Raw genomic sequence first — 19,973 nt, 5'->3', positions numbered from 1 at the left:
CGTTTTGCAACATCGCATTCTAGCAAATCCCGATGCCTAATCACAGATACAGGCAGGTGTAAAACCAGGCTGAATCTGCATGCTTTCATGCAGAAATGACATATCCGCCGCCATTGCGCCTTGAAGACGGCGCCGCCGCCTGCATCTGTGACGCATTCACGCGTCCGGTATTTCCGGCCTGCAACGCCCTCTTTTCAGGCATGCGGCCGCACCGGAGCAGGCAAACCTCAACCGAAGCGGGTTACCGACCACCATGGCTGAACTGACAACGATTACCCCCGAACTCGACGACAGCAAGTTCGTCACCTTCCCCGATTCGCCCTACAAGCTCTACCAGGTGTTCCCGCCGGCCGGCGACCAGCCCGCCGCGATCGAAAAGCTGGTCGAAGGCGTCAACGACGGCCTGTTCTTCCAGACCCTGCTGGGCGTGACCGGCTCCGGCAAGACCTACACCATGGCCAACACCATCGCCCGCCTGGGCCGGCCGGCCATCGTGTTCGCCCCCAACAAGACGCTGGCCGCGCAGCTCTACAGCGAGTTCCGCGAGTTCTTCCCGCATAACGCGGTGGAATACTTCGTCAGCTACTACGATTACTACCAGCCGGAAGCCTACGTGCCGCAGCGCGACCTGTTCATCGAGAAGGATTCCTCGATCAACGAGCACATCGAGCAGATGCGCCTGTCCTGCACCAAGTCGCTGATGGAGCGGCGCGACGTGGTGATCGTGGCGACCGTGTCGGCCATCTACGGTATCGGCAATCCCAACGAATACCACCAGATGATCCTGACCCTGCGCGCCAGGGACAAGGTGGCCCAGCGCGACGTCATCGCGCGCCTGATCCAGATGCAGTACAAGCGCAACGAGACCGACTTCGGCCGCGGCACCTTCCGCGTGCGCGGCGACACCATCGACGTGTTCCCGGCCGAGCACGCCGAGCTGGCGGTGCGCATCGAGATGTTCGACGACGAGATCGACAGCCTGCAACTGTTCGACCCGCTCACCGGCCGCGTACGCCAGAAGATCCCGCGCTTCACCATCTATCCCGGCTCGCACTACGTGACGCCGCGCTCGACCGTGCTGCGCGCCATCGAGACCATCAAGGACGAGCTGCGCGAGCGGCTGGAATTCTTCCGCAAGGAAAACAAGCTGATCGAGGAGCAGCGGCTGGAGCAGCGCACCCGCTTCGACCTCGAAATGATGACCGAGATCGGCTTCACCAAGGGCATCGAGAACTACTCGCGCCACCTCTCCGGCGGCAAGCCGGGCGACCCGCCGCCGACGCTGGTGGACTACCTGCCGCCGGACGCGCTGATGTTCCTGGACGAGTCGCACGTGCTCATCGGCCAGTTGAACGGGATGTACAACGGCGACCGCGCGCGCAAGGTCAACCTGGTGGACTATGGTTTCCGCCTGCCTTCGGCGCTGGATAACCGGCCGCTGAAGTTCGACGAGTTCGAAAAGAAGATGCGCCAGACGATATTCGTCTCCGCCACCCCGGCCGATTACGAAAACAGCCGCGCCGACCAGGTGGTCGAGCAGGTGGTGCGCCCGACCGGCCTGGTCGACCCGATTATCTCCGTGCGCCCCGCCACCACGCAGGTGGACGACCTGATGCAGGAAATCACCGACCGCGTGGCCAAGGACGAGCGCGTGCTGGTGACCACGCTGACCAAGCGCATGGCCGAGCAGTTGACCGAGTTCCTGTCCGACAACGGCATCAAGGTGCGCTACCTGCACAGCGACATCGACACGGTGGAGCGCGTGGAAATCATCCGCGACCTGCGCCTGGGCACCTTCGATGTGCTGGTCGGCATCAACCTGCTGCGCGAAGGCCTGGACATTCCGGAAGTCTCGCTGGTGGCGATCCTGGATGCCGACAAGGAAGGCTTCCTGCGCTCCGAGCGCAGCCTGATCCAGACCATCGGGCGCGCCGCCCGCAACCTCAACGGCATGGCCATCCTGTACGGCGACAAGGTCACCGACTCGATGCACAAGGCGATCGGCGAAACCGAACGCCGCCGCGCCAAACAGGTGGCCTTCAACGAGGCCCACGGCATCACGCCGACCGGCATCAAGAAAGAAATCCGCGAACTGATCGACGGCGTGTTCAACCCGTCCGAGGCGCGCGCCGAGCTGATGGTGGCGCAGGAGCAGAAGAACTACGAAGCCATGAGCGAGAAGCAGATCAGCAAGGAAATCAAGCGCCTGGAAAAGCAGATGCAGGAGCACGCCAAGAACCTCGAGTTCGAAAAGGCGGCGGCCGCGCGCGACCAGTTGCACCTGCTCAAGCAGCAATTGTTCGGCGCGCCGGGGAGCGATACGGCGGTGGCTTGACGCCACGCACAGCGAACTTTCGATACGCCCTTCGGGCTACTCAGTCCGAACGGCATTTGGAATGCGAGGCTTGCCGGATTGGCTACCGTTCGTCCTGAGTAGCGCCGCAGGCGCGTATCGAAGGCGCGCCACCGAAGGCGGTATAAAATGCCGCCACTTTCCCGAACCGGCCGCCTACATCAACACAAAAGATCCATGACCACGCCCTCCCCCGCCCTGCCCGCCGACCTGCTGGGCCTGATCCAGACCGCCGATCCCTCCTGGCACTCCACGCTGCGCGAAGGGCTGGAGGCGATCGCCCAGGCCGACCCGGCCTACCTCGGCGTACTGGCGCAAGACCGCTACCTGCCCACCGAAGGCCGCATCTTCGCCGCCTTCAGGCAGCCCATGGATAAAGTGAACTATGTGCTGGTAGGCGAAGGCCCCTATCCGCGCGCGGCCAGCGCCACCGGGGTGTGCTTCATGGATGGCGCGGTGGGTTCGCTCTGGTCGGACAAGGGCTTGTCCAAGCAGGTCAACCGCGCCACGTCATTGCGCAATTTCATGAAGATGCTGCTGGTGGCCGACGGCGCGCTGCAGGCCGGCAATACCAGCGGCGACGCGCTGGCCGGCATTGCCGCCCGGGCCCAGGCCGACCCGCAAGGCACGATCCAGACCCTGGCCGACCTGCAATCCAACCTGGAGGCGCAGGGCTTCCTGCTGCTCAACGCCAGCCTGGTGTTTCGCGAACACGTGGCGCCCGCCAAGGATGCCCGCGCCTGGAAACCCTTCTTCGAGACCGTGCTGCGCAGCCTCGCCCAACACGCCGCGGCGCGCGGCACGGCGCTGCCGACGCTGGTGTTGTGGGGCAAGATCGCCGAACAATTGCACAGCCTGCCGCTGGTCCAAGCCTTCCCGCGCGCGGTGGCCGAACATCCCTACAACCTGAGCTTCATCGAACACAGCGGCATGCAACGATTGTTTGGCGACATGCGCCTGCTGGCCCGGCGCGCCTGAGCGCGCTGGCGACCAGCCCGACTCGTTCAGCCCTGCAGCGATGGCGCCGCTGCGCCCGGCTCCGCCCCCGGCGCGGCCCGGAAGAACTGCACCAGTTCCAGCAAGCCATAGGCCTGCTCCCGCATCTGCTGCGCGCTGGCAGACAAGCGGTTCGATGTGTCGGCGTTGTATTGCAGCGAACCGGAAAACTGCTCGACGGCGATATTGATCTGCGCCAGGTCGCGCGCCTGCTGCTGCGATGTGCTGCTGATGCGCGCCACCAGTTCGGCCGTATGGCGGATCGACGGCACCAGCTGGTTCAATAATTCGCCGGCCTGTTCCGCCGTCTGCAGGCTGTTCCCTGTGAGGGCCGACACATCCTGCGCGGCCCCCTGCGAATGTTCGGCCAGCTTGCGCACCTCCGCGGCGATCACCGCGAATCCCTTTCCTTCTACCCCGGCACGCCCGGCCTCGATACCCGCATTCAAGGCCAGCAGATTGGTGCGATAGGCGATATCGTCGATATAGCGCACCGATGCCGCGACGTCGCGCATGGCCGCCACCGTGGACGATACCGCATGGCATCCTTGCTGCGCCTCGGCGCTGGATTTCTCGGCGATCCTGGCGGTTTGCGCCGAATGCTCATTGTTCTGGTAGATCGCCTCGCTGACGGTGCGCATGGCGGTGGAGGTTTCCTCGATGCTGGCCGCCTGTTCCTGGGTGGCATTGGCGATCGCCAGGGAAGCGTCGTGCAATTGCCCGGCAACCGTGCTCAAGGCGCCGGCCCGTGCCTGCAATTGGCCAACGACATGCGACAGCGTGCCGGACATGTGATGCATGGCCGCCAGGATGCTGCTGCAGTCGCCCTTGCGCACGCTGCCGGCCGGCGCCAGTTCCCCGCGCGCCACCCGCTTGGCGATCTCGGCCACCTGGTCGAGGTCGCCGCCGACCCGGCGCAGGATGCGCAGGCTGATAGCCAGCAGCAGCCCCGCCGTCAGCAGCATGGCTCCAAGCGCGCCCGCCGCCAGCATCCACATCGTGCGTTCGGCCTGCCGCAGCAGCGCCCCGGCCTGCGCGCCGATCGCCTCGAGCTGGGCCGCCTGCAGCTGTTGCAGGGCATCGATGTGGCGGCTGGCCACATCGAACCACGCTTGCGCATCGAGGCCATCGAACTGGCCGCGCAATGCGGCCTCCCGCAATTGCTGCAAGCGGCGCGCCGGCGGCGCATCCTGCACCGCCTGGTAGCGGTCGCGCATCTCGGGCGCGGCGAACATCAACAGTTGCCGCGCATCCCTGGCCTGGTTGCTGCCGGCGGCGAGGACCCGGTCGCGCTGGTCATCGGCATAGGCGCCGGCACTGATGGCGCCATTGAGCAGCCCGCGCTCGCGCGCCGCTTCCTCGGTCAGGCTGGTCAAGGCTTGCGATGCCAGCACCATGTCGGTCAGCTCGGGTACCCGCATGCCGCGCATCAGGTTGCCGGCACGCCCCATGACATCCTGGATCAGGCCGCTGTAGCGCTCGAACAGCGCTCCCGCCGCCAACGCGCGCCCATCGATATCGCTTCGCAGTTGCTGCAGCTTTTGCCGCAGCTGCGAGGTTTCGTCCACCCCGGCCTGGTTCAGGACCCGCCCGGTCTGCTGGCGGGCAACAGCCACCGCGCGCTGCGCCTCGTCGGCCGCAGCGCCGCCGTCCTGGGCCGCGCCCAACCAGCCATTGCTGCGGCCGCGTTCGACTTGCAAGACCCCGATCAGGGCATCATACGAACCGATCTGCCGCACCTCGGCCTCGACCACCTGCATATGCCCGACGGTCTTGGCGGCCTCATGCACGGCATGCGCGCACAGCAACAGGAATCCCAGCATCGGCACTGCGGCCAGCGCCAGCAACTGTGTCTGCAGCCTGAGCTTGAACACCATGACTTTCCCCCTCTTATAAAAATCGCCGCCCTCCGGCAATGCCGGCATCAAGCCTGCAAAAGCCGTTCCACCGCCTTCGCCGGGGCGCCAGCTTCAATCATATTGCCCACGAAGAATCCCCGCCAATAAAATGAAACCCGGCGCCAGGCCGGGTTATGTGCTTGCGCCGCCCGGGCGTCAGAATTCTTCCCAGTTGTCGCCTTCGTCCGACTTCGGCTTGGCCGGCGCCGCTGCGGCCCGGGGCGCGGCGGCCTTGGCCGCAGGCAACGCCGCCGCCGTCGCCGGCTTGGCGATGGCCGGCTTCTGCGGCCCCGCCACCGCCACCGCAGCCGGGGTCGGAACCGGACGCGCCGGCGCCGCCGGCCGCGACAACGGGACGGCGGCCTGCAGGTGGCTTTCGTCCAGCTTGAATCCGGCCACCACACCGGCCAGATGCGCCGCCTGCTCCTGCAGCGACTGGGCGGCGGCCGCAGCCTGCTCCACCAGCGCCGCATTCTGCTGGGTGGCCTCGTCCATCTGCGTGACGGCGCGGCCTATCTCGGCGATCCCCGAACTCTGTTCCTGGCTGGCGGCGCTGATCTCGCCGACGATATCGGTCACCCGGCGCACGCTGGCCACCACTTCGGTCATGGTGTTGCCGGCCTGGTGCACCAGGGCGCTGCCGACTTCGACCTTGTGCACGGAATCGTCGATCAGCCCCTTGATTTCCTTGGCGGCGGTGGCGCTGCGCTGGGCCAGCGAACGCACCTCCGACGCCACCACCGCGAAGCCCCTGCCCTGTTCGCCGGCGCGCGCCGCTTCCACCGCGGCATTCAACGCCAGGATATTGGTCTGGAATGCGATGCCGTCGATCACGCTGATAATGTCGACGATCTTGCGCGAAGAATCGTTGATCGAGCTCATGGTGTCGACCACCTTCCCCACCACTTCCCCGCCCTGCACCGCCACTTCCGAGGCCGACACCGCCAGCTGGTTGGCCTGGCGGGCGTTATCGGCGTTCTGCTTGACGGTGGAGGTCAGTTGCTCCATGGCCGAGGCGGTCTCCTCCAGCGAACCGGCCTGCTGTTCGGTGCGCCCGGAGAGATCGAGGTTGCCGGAGGCGATCTCGCCGGACGATGTTTTCACCGATTCGCTGGCGCGGCGGATTTCCAGCAGGGTCGTCGAAATCTTGTCGGCAAAGCGATTGAAGGCGCCCGAGATCTGCGACAGCTCGTCGCGCCCCTGGGTATCCAGGCGGCGCGTCAGGTCGCCCTCGCCGGAGGCGATATCTTCCATCACATCGCGCACCACGCCCAGCCGGCGCAACATGCCGGTGATGGTCAGCGTCAGCAGCGCCGCCGCCGCCGCAATGGCCAGTACCGCCAGCACGAGCGACATGGTCATCAGCGCGCGGATCGACTGGGTGGCCTCGACGTAGTCGAGCGCCACGGCCAGCGACCAGTCGGTCCCCTCGATGGGCCGCACGAACAGCAGGTAGCGGGCGCCGCCGATGCTGGCCTCGCCGCCTTGGCCGGTGGACGCCAGCGATTGCGCGCTCAGGTTCTGGTCGAGCGCGGATACCGGCTTCAGCGCCAGCTCCTTGTTGGGATGGGTGACGATCGTGCCGTCCTTGCCGACGATGAAGGCGAAGCTGCCCGGCGTAGGCTTGATGCCGGCGACGTTGCGCACCACGTTGTCGAGCTGCACATCGGAGCCGACCACTGCCTGCAGGTTGTCCTTGCCGCCCACGGCTTCGGCAAAGGTCACCACCAGCTTGCCGGTGGTCGCATCCACATACGGCGCGGTCAGCACCGGCTTGCCGGCGTTCACCGCCTGCTGGTACCAGGGCCGTGAGGTCGGGTCGTAGCCGGGCGGCATGGGATGCAGCGCCAGCATGCGCTTGTCGGGATAGCCGATGTAGGCGTCGTCGAAGGCGCCCGCTTCCATCGCCGCGGCGACGATGGGCAGCACGTCCTCCTGCTTGAGCGCCTGTTTCATGGAAGCGGTGATGGTGCGCTTGCTGCGCACCCATTCGGCGATGTTGGCGGCGTGACTGTCGGTCAGTTGGGCGGTCTGGGCCTGCAATGCCGCCAGGGTATCGCGCCGCACGGTAAAGATGTTGGCGGCGGAAAGGACGATCATGGCGACCGCCACGATCAGGACACAGATCACGATCAAACGTGCGCGTAACGACGACAGCATGGCTTTCCCCTTGGATGACGATGCAAGACAATGGAACATCTGATGTGTAGTCGACGCCTGCACGCGGTTGCCGCCGCCATGACCGGCGCTCCGCGCGGCAATGTTGCGCGATTCCCCTCGGCAACATCGGCTCGCACGGCGATCCTTCCTGCGAACCAATATAGCAGCGGCTTATTTCAATGTCATTGCGAACCGAGGCTGCATCGCAACAATGGCGATGCAGCAATACGGTCATACGACACGATACGGGAGGGAGAAAACAACAAACCCCGCGTCAGCGGGGTTATGGCGGGATACCGATAGGGGATGCGGCGTCAAGGGCTGCTTGCGCCTGCTGGCATCTGCGGGTTCGGACGGGATATCGATCCGGTTCGTCCGCGGCTCCATCCATCGGAAGATATGGAGCCGGTCTCTTTTCTATAGCGTCGCGGCTGGCGGGTCCGACAGCTTGCAGCATGTGATTTCATGCCTGGCTTGCGGCTTCATGCCTGGCTTGCCGGCCTCGATGGCGCGGCGGCACTCCGGTACATCCGGTCCTGCGGGCTTGCCTCAGATCTGCGATTGCAGCTTCCATACGGCTTGCAGGTGGCCGTTTTCCAGTTGGCGCAGGCGGTTTTCCAGCTCGACATGGTCTTCCACGCCGTCGAAATAGGCTGCGTCGTGCAGTTCGGAGGCATCGTTGCGCACCGGTTGCAGTGCGTGGGCGGCGATGACGCGCTGGACGGCGAACTTGGCCAGTTCGACCAGGGCGCGCAAATTGTTAGAAAAACCGGCATCTTTTACAAATATACTAACGGTAGACATGGCCTTCACTCACTGTTAAACGTTTCGATAGTTGAAGAGTAGGGTCGCTCCCGTCTTTTGCAAAGCAACATTTTCCGACACCAATATAAGTTTTTCTAACATCATGCCTTCCTCCCTGCCCCCGCTGAAAACCCTCAAAGTATTCGAAGCGGCAGTCCGGACGCGGAGCCTGACGCTGGCGGCCCAGGAGCTTTTCATCACCCACAGCGCGGTCAGCCAGCAGATCAAGACCCTGGAGGAATACTTCGGCCAACCGTTGTTTTTGCGCCAGTCGCGTGGCGTGGAGCCAACAGAGGCGGCGCTGGCCTTCTATGGCGAGGTCAAGGCCAGCCTGGATCGCATCGCGCTGGCGGCCGAACAGCTGACGCTGGCCGGCAAGAGCCGCGTGGTACGCCTCATCGCTGCGCCCTCAGTGGCGATGCGCTGGCTGATCCCGCGCCTGTCGCAGTTCCAGATCGACAACCCGCGCATCGAAGTACGCGTGACCACCACCATGTCGGAGCACTTCGAGGATGTGAAGGACCCGTTCGACGTGATCCTGTGGCGCAGCCCGCTGGAGCGCAGCGGCTATGAATGCGTGCGTTTCCTGGACGACGTCTCGGCGCCGCTGGCCTCGCCGCATTTCCTGGAACTGCACCCGGTCAAGACGCCGCGCGACCTGGTGGAAGTGTCGCTGATCCACCTCTCCAGCCGCTCGCTGGCCTGGTCGCAATGGCTGAGCAAGGCCGGCGTGGCGGTCCGCAGGAAAATGCCGGGCACCGTCTACGAACACTTCTTCCTCAGCCTGCAGGCCGCCGCCACCGACCTTGGCGTGGCCATGGGCACGCTGGCCCTGGTCGACGACGACCTGGCGCACGGGCGCCTGGTGCAACTGTTTCCGGAAGTGGTGCTGCATGGGGAGGGGTTCCACATGATGTACCGCAGCGCCGCCGATGCCAACCCGGCGCTCAAGACGTTCATCACATGGCTGATGCAGATGGGACAGGCTAGCGCGTTCGACCCGCTACGCACGCATCCGGCGGATTTCCCCGGCGAGCATTGAGACAAGCCGAGGCCCCGGCCCCGACTTGCGCCAGGGCCGCGGGTGCGGCATCGATCAGTCGGCCGATTTCAGCACATGCACTGCGCGCTCGGCGATCAGGTCCTTGGCCTTGTCACGGTAGTCGAGCATGTGCGGCAACGTAAAGTGCAGGCGCAGCGCGTCTTCGCTGGCCCACTTCTCGATGAAGGCAAAGGTGTCAGGGCCCATCGGCGCCTGGTTGGGGCCGAAGCCATCCACGTCGACCGTCAGGCCGTATTCGATGCAACCGGCTTCGGCGCGCACGGCGGCGAGGTTGGCGCGGGCGATCTTCAGCAGCTCTTCGCGCTTGCCGGGCTTGGCGGTGATGATGGCCACGACGGTGATGATGCTCATGCTTGTCTTCTCCTGATTGGATTCAAATTGGGACGACAAGCATACGCGATTTAGCGCCTGTTAACATTCAGCCGGCGAGACGCCTTGCCCCCGGAAGGGGTGGCGGCAAGGCGCCCGCGCTCAGTTCAGCCGGATCTTGTCCAGCAATTGACCGATGTTGTAACGCATCAGCGCCAGATAATCCGGTGCCGGCCCACCAGGCCTGGACAAGGCATCGGCATACAGCTTGCCGCCGGGCGTGACGCCCGCTTCGCGCGCGATCTGCTGCAGCAGTTTCGGATTGCTCATGTTTTCGAAGAACAAGGCCTTGATCTTCTGGGTGCGGATCTGGCGGATCAGCGCCGCCACTTCCTTCGCGCTGGGCTCGCTGTCGGTGGACACGCCCTGCGCGGCCAGGAAACGCACCTTGTAATGCGCGCCGAAATATTCGAAGGCATCGTGCGAGGTGATCACGCGGCGCTTGGCGTCGGGAATCTGCGCAAACTGCTGGATGGCCCAGCGGTCCAGCTCCTGCAGCTTGCCGACATAGGCCTCGCCGTTCTTGCGGTAAATGTCGGCGCCGGCCGGGTCCAGCCTGGCCAGCGCGGCGGCGATGTTGCGCGTGTAGACGATCACGTTCTGCGGGTCCTGCCAGGCGTGCGGGTCGTCCTTGCCATGGTGGCTATGTGCGTCGTGGTCATGGTGGCCATGCTCATCGTGGTCATCGTCGCCCGCCCGCTCGCGCGCGCTGATGCCGGCCGAGGCGGTAACAATGGCGCCGCGATAATTGGCCGACTGCGCCAGGCGCTCGATCCAGCCCTCGAAGCCCAGGCCATTGACCACCACCAGCCTGGCGCGCGACACCGCCTTGATGTCGTCCGGGGCCGGCTGGAACACGTGGGCGTCCTCATCCGGGCCGACCAGGGTGGTGACGGCGATACGGTCGCCGCCGACATTGGCGACGATATCGCCCAGGATGCTGAAACTGGCCACCACGGGAATACGCTCGGCGGCGCTTGCCGGCAGGCTCGCCGTCAACGCCAGCGCGGCCAGCAACACAGAAAAAGGACGAAGAAAGTTCATGCGGACTCCGGGAACAAGCGAAGGAAAGATTCAGCCCCGCAGGTGCGGGCGCTTCAACAGGCGCGGCAACCAACCGCGCGGCGCAAACAACAGCGAGAGCGCGTACAGGACGCCGGCGCAGACGATGATCACCGGGCCGGACGGCACCGAGGCGTAATACGAAATCAGCAGCCCCGCATAGCCGGCCACGGCGGCCTGCAGCACGCTGTTGCACAGCTGGGCCGGCAAGGTGTCGTGCCACAGCCGCGCCGACACCGCCGGCAGCATCATCAGGCCGACCGCCATCAGCGTGCCCAGGGTCTGGAACGAGGCCACCAGGTTCAACACCACCAGCATCAGGAACGCCTGCTGGTACACCTCGCCGCCGCGGCCGTTGCCGCGCCCGACCGACATGAAGCCGGGGTCGAAACTCTCCAGCAGCAGGCCGCGGTAGAGCGCTGCGATCAGCAGCACGCTGGCGCTGGCGACGCCGGCGATCAGCAGCAGGCCTTCGCTATCCACGCCCAGCACGTTGCCGAACAGGATATGCAGCAGGTCGAGCTGGGTGCCGTGGCGCGAGATCAGGATCACGCCCAGCGCCAGCGCCACCACGTAGATGGCGGCCAGGCTGGCGTCTTCCTTGATCTCGGTATGGCGGCTGATCCAGCCGGCCACCGCCACCACCAGCACGCCGGCGGCGAAACCGCCGATCGACAACGCCGGCAGCGACAGGCCGAAGAAGATGAAACCCACCGCCACGCCCGGCAACACCGCGTGGCTCAGCGCCTCGCCGAACAGGCTCATGCGGCGCAGCGTCAGCAGCACGCCCAGCGGCGCGCTGCCCAGCGCCAGCGCGAATGCCGCCACCAGCGCGCGGCGCATGAAGGAGAATTCCTGGAAAGGCTCGATGGCGAATTGATGGAAAGCCGACCACAACGTCATTGCAGGCCGCCCTTCCCGGCCGCGCCATGCTCATGCTGATGGCCCGGATGGCTGCCGGGCCCATGCACATGCGCGCGCGAAGAGGACAAGGACAGGGCCAGCAGGTCGTCCTCCCTGACTTCGCACACCGGCGCGTGCTCATCCACCGCCTCGGCCATGGCGCGGGCGCGCATCAGGTTGTCGTCGCACAGCACCTCGGCGGTGTCGCCCCAGGCCACCACGTTGCGCGCCAGCAGCAGCGTCTGCGGGAAGGAGCGCCGCACCTGGTCGTAGTCGTGCAGCACCGCGATCACCGTGCGCTGCTCCGCATGCCAGGCGGCAATGATGCGCAGCAAATCGCTGGTGGTGCGGGTGTCGATGGCGTTGAACGGTTCATCCAGCAGGATCACCTCGGCATCCTGCAGCAGGATGCGGGCGAACAGCACACGCTGGAATTGCCCGACCGACAGGCTGGAGACGGCGCGGGAGGCAAAACCGTCCAGCCCCACCGCCGACAGCGCCTGGGTCGCGCGCGCCGCCATGCCGGCGTCGATGCCGCGCCAGTTGCCCCGGCCCGGCCAATAGCCCAGCAACACGCAATCCAGCACCGAAATCGGAAAACTGCGATCGATCTCGGCCTGCTGCGGCAGGTAGGCGATGCGGCGCGTGTCCACATGCGTGACCACCCGGCCGCCGTTGCAACGGACCAGGCCCAGCATGCTTTTGAGCAAGGTGCTCTTGCCGGCGCCGTTGGGGCCCACCACCGCGGTCAGCGAACCGCGCGCGAAAGCGCCGCTGACGTGGTGCAAGGCCGGATGCCGCCGGTAGCTGACGGTCAGGTTTTCAAGGGAAATGACGGCAGACATGTCAACCCTCCCCCAGCGCCCACAGCACGCCCAGCCACAGCAGCAGGCAGATGGGCAGCACCGCCAGCACGCGCTGCCACCAAGGGCTGGCGAGCACGCCTTGCTTCATCAACAAACGAGAAAGAACCGACACGGCAGATAACCTGACTAAGAAGGATGCAAACGGCGGCATCGCCGGAAGACGTGGGAAGCGCGGAAAACGCGACGTCCCGAGCCGAGTTGCAAAGAATGGGAAAGCACGAATTATAATGCAACCCTGTTGCAGAATGTAACAAGACTGAATTTTTCCGCCAGGCGGGCCCAAAATGCTGGGCGCAAGCAACGCCCTGGCGTCCACACCAACGAAAGCCGATCCATGTCCCGACTGCCCCTCACCTTTTCCGCTATCGCAACCGCGCTGATCGCGGCTTCACTGCTGAGCTTGCCGTCCTTCGCGGCCAACAGCGCCAACAGCACCGACAGCGCCGGCCATCATGGCAACCATCCTGCCCACGAGCATGGCGTGGGCAAGCTGGATGTGGCGCTGGAAGGCAATACCTTGACGCTGCACCTGGATACGCCGCTGGTCAACCTGGTCGGCTTCGAACACGCCGCCACCTCCGCCCGCGACAAGGAAACCGTGCAGGCGATGGCCAAGGCGCTGCGCGATGCCGGCCGCATGTTCGCCACCGACGCCGCCGCGCAATGCAAACCGGCCGAGATCCAGCTTCAATCCGCCGTGCTGCCGCCGGCCCTGCTGGGCGAAAAAACGGCATCGGGCGCCGCCCAGGCCGCTGCGCCCAATGACGGCCATGCCGACCTCGATGGCGACTTCACGCTGGTCTGCGCCAGCCCCGGCGCGCTCAACACGGTGGATGCCAGCGGCCTGTTGCGCGCCTTCCCCGGCTTCCAGCGCATCGACGTCCAGCTGGCCACGCCCAAGAAACAGGCCGCTTTCCAGCTGACGCCGGGCAATGCCGCCATTCCCCTCAATTGATCCCGATAATTGATCCCGATACAGGGAGCCAGTCAGGCCGTTGACAGCAGGCGGGGGTATCATCGCCCCAGCCGCCGCGGCCTCCTGCCCCTCATTGCGTCCCGTTTCCCCGATACACCGCTGACATGAACCCGCCGCAACCCGCCCCGCCCGCCATCCATTTGCGCGACCTCAGCTTCACCTGGCCCGGCCAGCCGCATCCCGCGCTGGCTCTGGATGAATTGCGGGTGGAGGCGCGCGAGCACATCTTCGTCAGCGGCCCCAGCGGCAGCGGCAAAAGCACATTGCTGGCCACCATTGGCGGCATCATCGCGCCGCAGGCGGGCAGCGTGGAAGTGCTGGGCCAGGCCTTGCAAGGCCTGGCCGCCGCACGGCGCGACCGTTTCCGGGTGGACCATATCGGCTTCATCTTCCAGCAATTCAACCTGCTGCCTTATCTGTCCGTCACCGACAACGTGCTGCTGCCCTGCCGGTTCTCGATCTACCGCAAGGGCCGCGCCTTGCTGCAAGGCGGCAGCTTGCGGGAAGCGGCGCACTCGCTGCTGGCATCGCTGGACCTGGCGCCCGCCTTGTGGGCGCGCCCGGTCACCCAGTTGTCGATCGGCCAGCAGCAGCGCGTGGCGGCGGCGCGCGCGCTGATCGGCCGGCCCGAGATCATCGTCGCCGACGAACCGACCTCGGCGCTGGACAGCGACCGCCAGCAAGCCTTCCTCGACCTGCTGCAGGGCGAATGCGCCCACGGCGGCGCGGCGCTGGTGTTCGTCAGCCACGACCAGCGCCTGGCCGAACGCTTCCACCGGCGCATCGCGCTGGAGCAGATCAACCGCGCCGCCAGCATCGAGGAGTCGGCATGAAGACGCTGCTGCGCCTGGCCGCGAAGAGCGCGTGGAACCGCCGTTTCACGCTGGGCCTGATGCTGCTGGCCATCGCCCTTTCCACCACCATGCTGCTGGGCATCGAACGCGTGCGCCATGACGTGCGCGCCGGATTCTCGCAATCGGTGTCCGGCACCGATCTGGTGGTCGGCGCGCGCACCAGCCCCATCCAGCTGATGCTGTATGCGATCTTCCGCATCGGCGGCGCCACCAACAACATGGGCTGGGACAGCGCCCAGGCGCTGGCGCGCAACCCGGCCGTGGCCTGGACCATCCCGATTTCGCTGGGCGACTCGCATCGCGGTTTCCCGGTGCTGGCCACCAATGGCGACTACTTCCGGCACTTCCATTACGGCGACGGAAAAGCGCTGCAACTGGCGCAGGGCCGGCCTTTCGCCGACGTGTTCGAGACCGTGCTCGGCGCCGAAGTCGCCGACCGGCTGCATTACAAACCTGGCGACCGCATCGTGCTGGCGCACGGCATCGGCAGCGCCCACCTGGCCCAGCACGCCGACAAACCCTTCGTGGTCACCGGCATCCTGGCGCGCACCGGCACGCCGGTGGACCGTACGGTGCACATCGGCCTGGACGCGATGGAAGCCATCCATCTCGACTGGGAAGGCGGCGCCCCGCTGCCCGGCCTGCACATCGCGCCGGCGCTGGTCAAGAAATTCGACCTCACCCCCAAGAGCATCACCGCCGTGCTGGTCGGCCTGAAAAGCCGTGCGCGCGTGTTCGCCGTGCAGCGCGACATCGCCGACGGCGAAGGCTTCAGGGAACCGCTGATGGCCGTGCTGCCCGGCGTCGCGCTGGACCAGTTGTGGGACGTGGTCGGCATCGGCGAAAACGCGCTGCTGGTGGTGTCGGGTATGGTGGTGGTGGTCGGGCTGGCCGGGCTGGTGGCCGCCATCCTGGCCAGCCTGGGCGAGCGCCGCCGCGAGCTGGCCATCCTGCGTTCGGTCGGCGCGCGTCCCTGGGACGTCTTTATCCTGCTGTCCATCGAAGGCCTGGGCGTGATGCTGGCCGGGGTAGTGGCGGGCGTATTGCTGCTCACCATCCTGCTGCTGGCGCTGGGGCCGACGCTGGCGGCGCAGTTCGGCATCGCGCTGCAGCCTGCATGGCCGTCCGCAGGCGAATTACAATTGCTGCTCTGGACGGTTATCGCCGGTTTCGCGGCCAGCCTGCTGCCGGGCCTGCGCGCCTACAGGCTGAGCCTGTCCGACGGCCTGACGCCCAGAATCTGAACCTGCCATCGACATGAAAACTCTCTATTGGATAGGTGGTATCGCCGCCGCCGGCTTGCTGATCGGCACCGGGGTACGCCTGGCCGCGCATTCCGGCAACGCCTCCCCGGCCCCGCTGGCCGCCGCCACGACAATACCGCCAACCGCAGGCGCGCCGTTGGCCGGCGCGGTACCCGCCGTCACCGCACGCGCCGACGCCGGCAGTACGGTCGCCGGCGTCGGCGCCGCATCCGGTGGCCAGTACCAGGTCGGCGACCACCTCAAGCAAAGCGCCAGCGTCACCGACCAGCCCTACCAGGCTTCCGGCAAGGTGGTCGGAGGCTACCGCGAGATCGCCTGGGAAAGCCTGATCCCCAAGGACTGGGATGCCATGGCGCCGTTCAAGGGCCTCAAGCTGGACCAGCTGGACGACAACGACCCGCGCGCCGCCGCCGCGCTGTGGAAAGCCAAGAAGTACTGGAAGGACGCGCCGGTCGATCCGTCGATGGAAGGCGCGGCGGTGCGCCTGCCGGGCTTCGTCGTCTCGCTCGACCGCGAAGGGGAGGCGCTCAAGGAATTCCTGCTGGTGCCCTACTTCGGCGCCTGCATCCACGTGCCGCCGCCGCCGGCCAACCAGATCATCCACGTCAAGAGCAGCAAGGCCGTCAAGAACGTGCGCACCATGGATGCGGTGTGGATCAGCGGCGTGGTCAAGGTCGAGCGCTCCGACTCGTCCATGGGCGCCGCCGGCTACAGCATGACGGCCGTCAAGGTCGAGCCTTATACCGCGCCCGATAACGGCTGAGCCGGCACTTCCCCGCTCCGCCCTAATGCCGTTCAGTTAAACGCTGAACGGCATTTGTGTTTGTGGAGGTTTGTGGAGTCCAGACGCCGTTCGCCCTGAGTAGCTGCGCAGCAGCGTATCGAAGGGCAGGCGAGGCCGCTGATGCTGGCGCGCTGGCTTCGATACGGCCCTGGCGGGCCTACTCAGCCCGAACGGACTCTGTGAATTGGCCTTAACTGAACGGCATTACCCGCTCCGCCTACCTTTCATTGCCACTTAGCGCCGCTAACAAAACGCCGCTGGCAAGGCGCAACGCAGCCAGCGGTATTTTGTGAGCGGCGCTTATTCACAGATTTTGGGTACAAGCCTGTGGATATGCTTTTGAAAAGCCGCCCAAGTCATTGAAATAAAAGGAAATCCCGGCATCGTCGCATTGTGGAGCATTCATGCACCGCAGCGCTGCCGGACCGATGCGCCGCAGATTGCCTGCATTGGCCGCAATCGCATACCGGGCAAGGGCTGGGACTGGCCGATGGCGGCTGGCGACAATTGCCATCGCCCGCCAAACATCATCGTTGCCACATGACTTATCCCCACTGCCTGAGCGATGCGGGGTGCTTGTGCACAAGCCCCTGCTTATCCACACATTTTGGTGGCAAGCCTGTGGAAAACCCTTGAGCAAGCAGATTAAGCCATTGATTGAAAAGGGATTTCAATTTCCGTAGCAAAGTGCGGCAAAACGGCGGCCATCGCATCCATCCGTGCAAGACCCGGGCAAAATGGTATCCCCCATCCGCTGCAAGGCAAAGATATCCACACTTTTTGGGAGTAAGCCTGTGGAAAAGATTTTGACAAGTAGCCCAAGCCATTGAAAAGAAAAGAGATTCCATTTTCCGCGCAATGTTGGGCAGGAACCGGCAATACGGAACAGGGGAGAAAAAGGGCGGGAGAAATACTGCGGAGCGTCACCCGTTCACGACCCACGACAAGATCGTGAACAGGTGGGGACGCACCCCGCGCCGCGTGACCGGATCAGGCTTTCACCTGCCGGGAAGGGAGGATCGCAGCTTCCAACACGTGTGCGTACTGCCGGGTTACGACGCCACTTCCGGCGTTGGCGTGAAGCTCTGCAGCAAAAATCGGATTCGATGACGGGCGCAAGACCCGTGGAAAAAAATAGCCTGCGATGCGCTCGCATCGCAGGCGAAACATCTGCAACAGGTACAGAGGAGACAGGGAGGATAATAACGACGGCGTATGACACCAGAATGACATCGCGCCACGAAGCAGCGGATCGGATTATTTTTTATCGCCGTGCCGGCATGTCATCCTGCCGTCACACAGCGCGGCTATCCTGCTGGTTCTAGTGCGGTACATGCAACCGATATGCATGATCGCACGGTGTGTTGGACACTCGTCCAGCACACCCTCCCTCCGGAGGCCCTGCCTTCCGTCTTCTGTCTTCAGCACTTCCCTCTCTCCTCCTGCAAGCGCCCCGGGCAATGCCTACCAGACGCCCTCGACCGCCACGGGATTGAGCCGGATGCGCGCAACCTCGCCATCGCCGCCTTGCAGCGCGAGATCGTCCGGCATCGCCTTGGGCGGCTTGCGGTACCAGTCCACGCATACTTGCGACAGGTTGGTCAGCGCTTTCTTGGCCATGAACTGCTGCAGCAACTCGCGCGTCAGCGCCAGATCGGGATGCAGGAAAAAGTCGCCCGGCGCCGCCAACGCCGTGGCCGACGCGCTCATGCGCCCGAGATCCTTCTGGAACATGCGGCGCGGCACCGGTAGCGCATGACCCGCCGCAGCGAGCAGCTCCTGAAATACCGGCGCCATGAAATCGATCGCGTAACCGTCGCATTGGACCCAGGCATGGAATGCGTCATGGTTGCTGGAGACAGACTGCGCATCCTCGCCCAGCACGCCGAAGGAGAGCGCGCCGCCGCTCTCCTGGTTGATCAGGTAGAACGCTGCGCCCGCCACGGGAAACGCATTGCGCTTGTAAAACTTCTTCAGCATCTGCGCCGCGGTGACGCTGAAGAAAAAACTTGCGGCGGGAATGTCCGCCTCGACGCTTTGAAGTACGGAATGCACGACACGGAAAATACGCTGGTAATCGGCCAACGGGATCAATGGGCGCAGGTTCTGCGCAGATGGAGATGAATTTTGCATGCCGCCATTTTCTCATGGAAAAGAACGGGCAAGCCCCGGCGGCTTCCACGGGCCCCGCGGCACAGCGGGAAAACCTGGAAACCGGACGCGCCAAAAGAAAACCCGCCAGGCTTGCGCGTGGCGGGTTCAAACTCAATGTCCAAGTCCAAGAGGTTATTGAGGAGACGGATTCACTATATCGAAACCGCTTCCAATCCGAAACAAAGCATTCGTCATGCGCTTATGCGCCGGCGGCATAAGCGGCGCCGGCGCGGCTTCCCTGCCGTTCAGCCCGGCTGGCCCGCCAGCCAGCGCTCCACCAGCCGGGTCCAATAGGCGGCGCCGACCGGGATGTTCTCGTCGTTGAAGTCATAGTGGGCGTTATGCAGCATCGGCCGGCCCTGGCCGTTCCCTACCCGCAGGAAGCAACCGGGGCGCTGCTGCAGGAAATAGGCGAAATCCTCGCTGCCGGCGATCGGGCCGAACGGCGCGATCACGTTCTCTTCGCCCACCAGTTCCAACGCCACGTTGCGCGCGAACTCGGTCTCGGCATCGCTGTTGACCAGCACCGGATAGCCGCGCAGGTAATCGATCTCGGCGTGCGCGCCGTAGCTGGCGGCATGCGTCTCGACCAGCGCCCGGATGCGCGTTTCCAGCAGCTCGCGCACTTCAGGCTTGAAGGAGCGCACGCTGAGCTCCAGGGTCGCGTACTCCGGGATCACGTTGGACGCATTCCCGGCATGCAGCGAGCCGACGGTGACCACCGCCGTTTCCATCGGGTCGACATTGCGCGAGACCACCGTCTGCAACGCCATCACCAGGCTGGCCGCCGTCACCACCGGATCGACCGACAAGTGCGGGCGCGCGGCGTGGCTCCCTTTCCCGACGAGCTTGATCTTGACCGTATCGCACGCCGCCATGAACGGCCCGCTGCGGAACATGAAGGTGCCGGCCGCCACGCCCGGATGATTGTGGATGCCGAACACGGCGTCGCAGGGGAAACGTTCGAACAGGCGGTCTTCCAGCATCTTCTGGGCGCCGCTGTCGAAACCCGCCTCCTCGGCCGGCTGGAAGATCAGGTGCAGCGTGCCGTCGAAATTGCGCGTGCGCGCCAGCTGGCGCGCCGCCCCCAGCAGCATGGCGGTATGTCCGTCATGGCCGCAGGCATGCATGGCGCCATGGGTGCGGCTGGCATACGCCAGCCCCGTCTGCTCGGTAATGGGCAAGGCATCCATGTCGGCCCGCAAGCCGATGCTGCGCGGGCTGCCGCCGACGCGCAACGTGCCCACCAGGCCGTTGCCGCCGATGTTGCGCGTGACCGCGTACCCCCACTCTTCCAGCCGTGCGGCCACCAGCGCCGCGGTATCCGCCTCCTGGAAGGAAAGCTCGGGATGCTGGTGGATATGGCGGCGGATGCCGACGATGTCTTCCCGGATGTCGTCCAGGTCGTCGATCCGGCAATAGGCCTTGGCGGCCTGGGTGGCATTGGCGTCAGTCAATCTCGTTCT

Annotated in this window: 18 protein-coding genes; 7 read left to right on the top strand and 11 right to left on the bottom strand. The window is 65.2% G+C overall.

Annotated elements, in window-relative coordinates; genetic code table 11:
• Window positions 1-253: 253 nt before the first annotated feature.
• Window positions 254-2,335 carry an excinuclease ABC subunit UvrB gene (uvrB, locus tag FB598_RS04270; protein ID WP_141913132.1) on the top strand — a complete coding sequence of 694 codons (2,082 nt, stop codon included), beginning with the start codon at window positions 254-256 and terminating at the stop codon, window positions 2,333-2,335.
• A gap of 195 nt (window positions 2,336-2,530) precedes the next feature.
• Complete coding sequence (locus FB598_RS04265) at window positions 2,531-3,331, top strand: uracil-DNA glycosylase (protein WP_141913131.1); 801 nt, start codon at window positions 2,531-2,533, stop codon at window positions 3,329-3,331.
• 26 nt (window positions 3,332-3,357) lie between these two features.
• Here FB598_RS04265 and FB598_RS04260 read toward each other — a convergent pair whose 3' ends face one another.
• The 3 genes from FB598_RS04260 to FB598_RS04250 all read right to left on the bottom strand — a co-directional run bounded on the left by FB598_RS04260 (window position 3,358) and on the right by FB598_RS04250 (window position 8,211).
• Window positions 3,358-5,226: a methyl-accepting chemotaxis protein gene (locus FB598_RS04260; RefSeq protein WP_183405813.1), complete on the bottom strand. Its 1,869-nt coding sequence runs from the start codon at window positions 5,224-5,226 to the stop codon at window positions 3,358-3,360.
• Window positions 5,227-5,403: 177 nt separating this feature from the next.
• Entirely contained in the window at window positions 5,404-7,407 is a 2,004-nt protein-coding gene (locus FB598_RS04255) for a methyl-accepting chemotaxis protein (RefSeq protein WP_141913129.1), read from the bottom strand.
• A 549-nt stretch (window positions 7,408-7,956) separates the two neighbouring features.
• Window positions 7,957-8,211, bottom strand: a complete 255-nt coding sequence (locus tag FB598_RS04250) for a hypothetical protein (RefSeq protein WP_141913128.1) — start codon at window positions 8,209-8,211, stop codon at window positions 7,957-7,959.
• Between the two features lie 103 nt (window positions 8,212-8,314).
• On the opposite strand from FB598_RS04250, the gene FB598_RS04245 reads away from it, so the two are divergent.
• The gene (locus tag FB598_RS04245; RefSeq protein WP_141913127.1) at window positions 8,315-9,253 is read left to right on the top strand and encodes a LysR substrate-binding domain-containing protein; all 939 of its coding nucleotides are present in this window, start codon (window positions 8,315-8,317) and stop codon (window positions 9,251-9,253) included.
• A gap of 54 nt (window positions 9,254-9,307) precedes the next feature.
• Here the strand turns inward: FB598_RS04245 and FB598_RS04240 are convergent, their stop codons facing one another.
• The 5 genes from FB598_RS04240 to FB598_RS20870 all read right to left on the bottom strand — a co-directional run bounded on the left by FB598_RS04240 (window position 9,308) and on the right by FB598_RS20870 (window position 12,586).
• Window positions 9,308-9,625 carry a putative quinol monooxygenase gene (locus FB598_RS04240; RefSeq protein WP_141913126.1) on the bottom strand — a complete coding sequence of 106 codons (318 nt, stop codon included), beginning with the start codon at window positions 9,623-9,625 and terminating at the stop codon, window positions 9,308-9,310.
• A gap of 120 nt (window positions 9,626-9,745) precedes the next feature.
• Window positions 9,746-10,687, bottom strand: coding sequence for a metal ABC transporter solute-binding protein, Zn/Mn family (locus FB598_RS04235; protein WP_141913125.1), 942 nt, complete (start codon window positions 10,685-10,687; stop codon window positions 9,746-9,748).
• Between the two features lie 30 nt (window positions 10,688-10,717).
• On the bottom strand, window positions 10,718-11,608 hold the full coding sequence (locus FB598_RS04230) for a metal ABC transporter permease (protein ID WP_141913124.1): 891 nt from the start codon (window positions 11,606-11,608) through the stop codon (window positions 10,718-10,720).
• Entirely contained in the window at window positions 11,605-12,453 is an 849-nt protein-coding gene (locus FB598_RS04225) for a metal ABC transporter ATP-binding protein (protein WP_141913123.1), read from the bottom strand. The genes FB598_RS04230 and FB598_RS04225 overlap by 4 nt, the downstream gene beginning before the upstream one ends.
• 1 nt (window position 12,454) lies before the next feature.
• On the bottom strand, window positions 12,455-12,586 hold the full coding sequence (locus FB598_RS20870; protein WP_255463971.1) for a hypothetical protein: 132 nt from the start codon (window positions 12,584-12,586) through the stop codon (window positions 12,455-12,457).
• A gap of 222 nt (window positions 12,587-12,808) precedes the next feature.
• Here FB598_RS20870 and FB598_RS04220 point away from each other — a divergent pair, with 222 nt between their 5' ends.
• The 4 genes from FB598_RS04220 (at window position 12,809) to FB598_RS04205 (ending at window position 16,332) form a co-directional block, all read left to right on the top strand.
• Window positions 12,809-13,429 (top strand): DUF2796 domain-containing protein, encoded by a 621-nt coding sequence (locus tag FB598_RS04220; protein WP_141913122.1) that lies wholly within the window; start codon window positions 12,809-12,811, stop codon window positions 13,427-13,429.
• Window positions 13,430-13,554: 125 nt separating this feature from the next.
• On the top strand, window positions 13,555-14,283 hold the full coding sequence (locus tag FB598_RS04215) for an ABC transporter ATP-binding protein (protein ID WP_141913121.1): 729 nt from the start codon (window positions 13,555-13,557) through the stop codon (window positions 14,281-14,283).
• Complete coding sequence (locus FB598_RS04210) at window positions 14,280-15,548, top strand: FtsX-like permease family protein (protein WP_141913120.1); 1,269 nt, start codon at window positions 14,280-14,282, stop codon at window positions 15,546-15,548. Before FB598_RS04215 ends, FB598_RS04210 begins: the two co-directional genes overlap by 4 nt.
• Before the next feature lie 13 nt (window positions 15,549-15,561).
• Complete coding sequence (locus FB598_RS04205) at window positions 15,562-16,332, top strand: DUF3299 domain-containing protein (protein ID WP_141913119.1); 771 nt, start codon at window positions 15,562-15,564, stop codon at window positions 16,330-16,332.
• A 325-nt stretch (window positions 16,333-16,657) separates the two neighbouring features.
• On the opposite strand, the gene FB598_RS04200 is transcribed toward FB598_RS04205, so the two are convergent.
• The 3 genes from FB598_RS04200 to FB598_RS04190 form a co-directional block, all read right to left on the bottom strand.
• Complete coding sequence (locus FB598_RS04200; protein ID WP_141913118.1) at window positions 16,658-16,867, bottom strand: hypothetical protein; 210 nt, start codon at window positions 16,865-16,867, stop codon at window positions 16,658-16,660.
• A gap of 950 nt (window positions 16,868-17,817) precedes the next feature.
• Window positions 17,818-18,486, bottom strand: a complete 669-nt coding sequence (locus FB598_RS04195; protein ID WP_141913117.1) for a DUF2026 family protein — start codon at window positions 18,484-18,486, stop codon at window positions 17,818-17,820.
• A gap of 266 nt (window positions 18,487-18,752) precedes the next feature.
• Window positions 18,753-19,964: a M20 aminoacylase family protein gene (locus FB598_RS04190; protein WP_183405812.1), complete on the bottom strand. Its 1,212-nt coding sequence runs from the start codon at window positions 19,962-19,964 to the stop codon at window positions 18,753-18,755.
• Window positions 19,965-19,973: the final 9 nt, after the last annotated feature.

Origin of the sequence: Herbaspirillum sp. SJZ106, from assembly GCF_006715495.1 — a bacterium.
Classification (GTDB): Bacteria; Pseudomonadota; Gammaproteobacteria; order Burkholderiales; family Burkholderiaceae_D; genus Herbaspirillum.
Note: the sequence above shows the minus strand (reverse complement) of the source record. Positions and strands in the feature narration are given on the sequence as shown.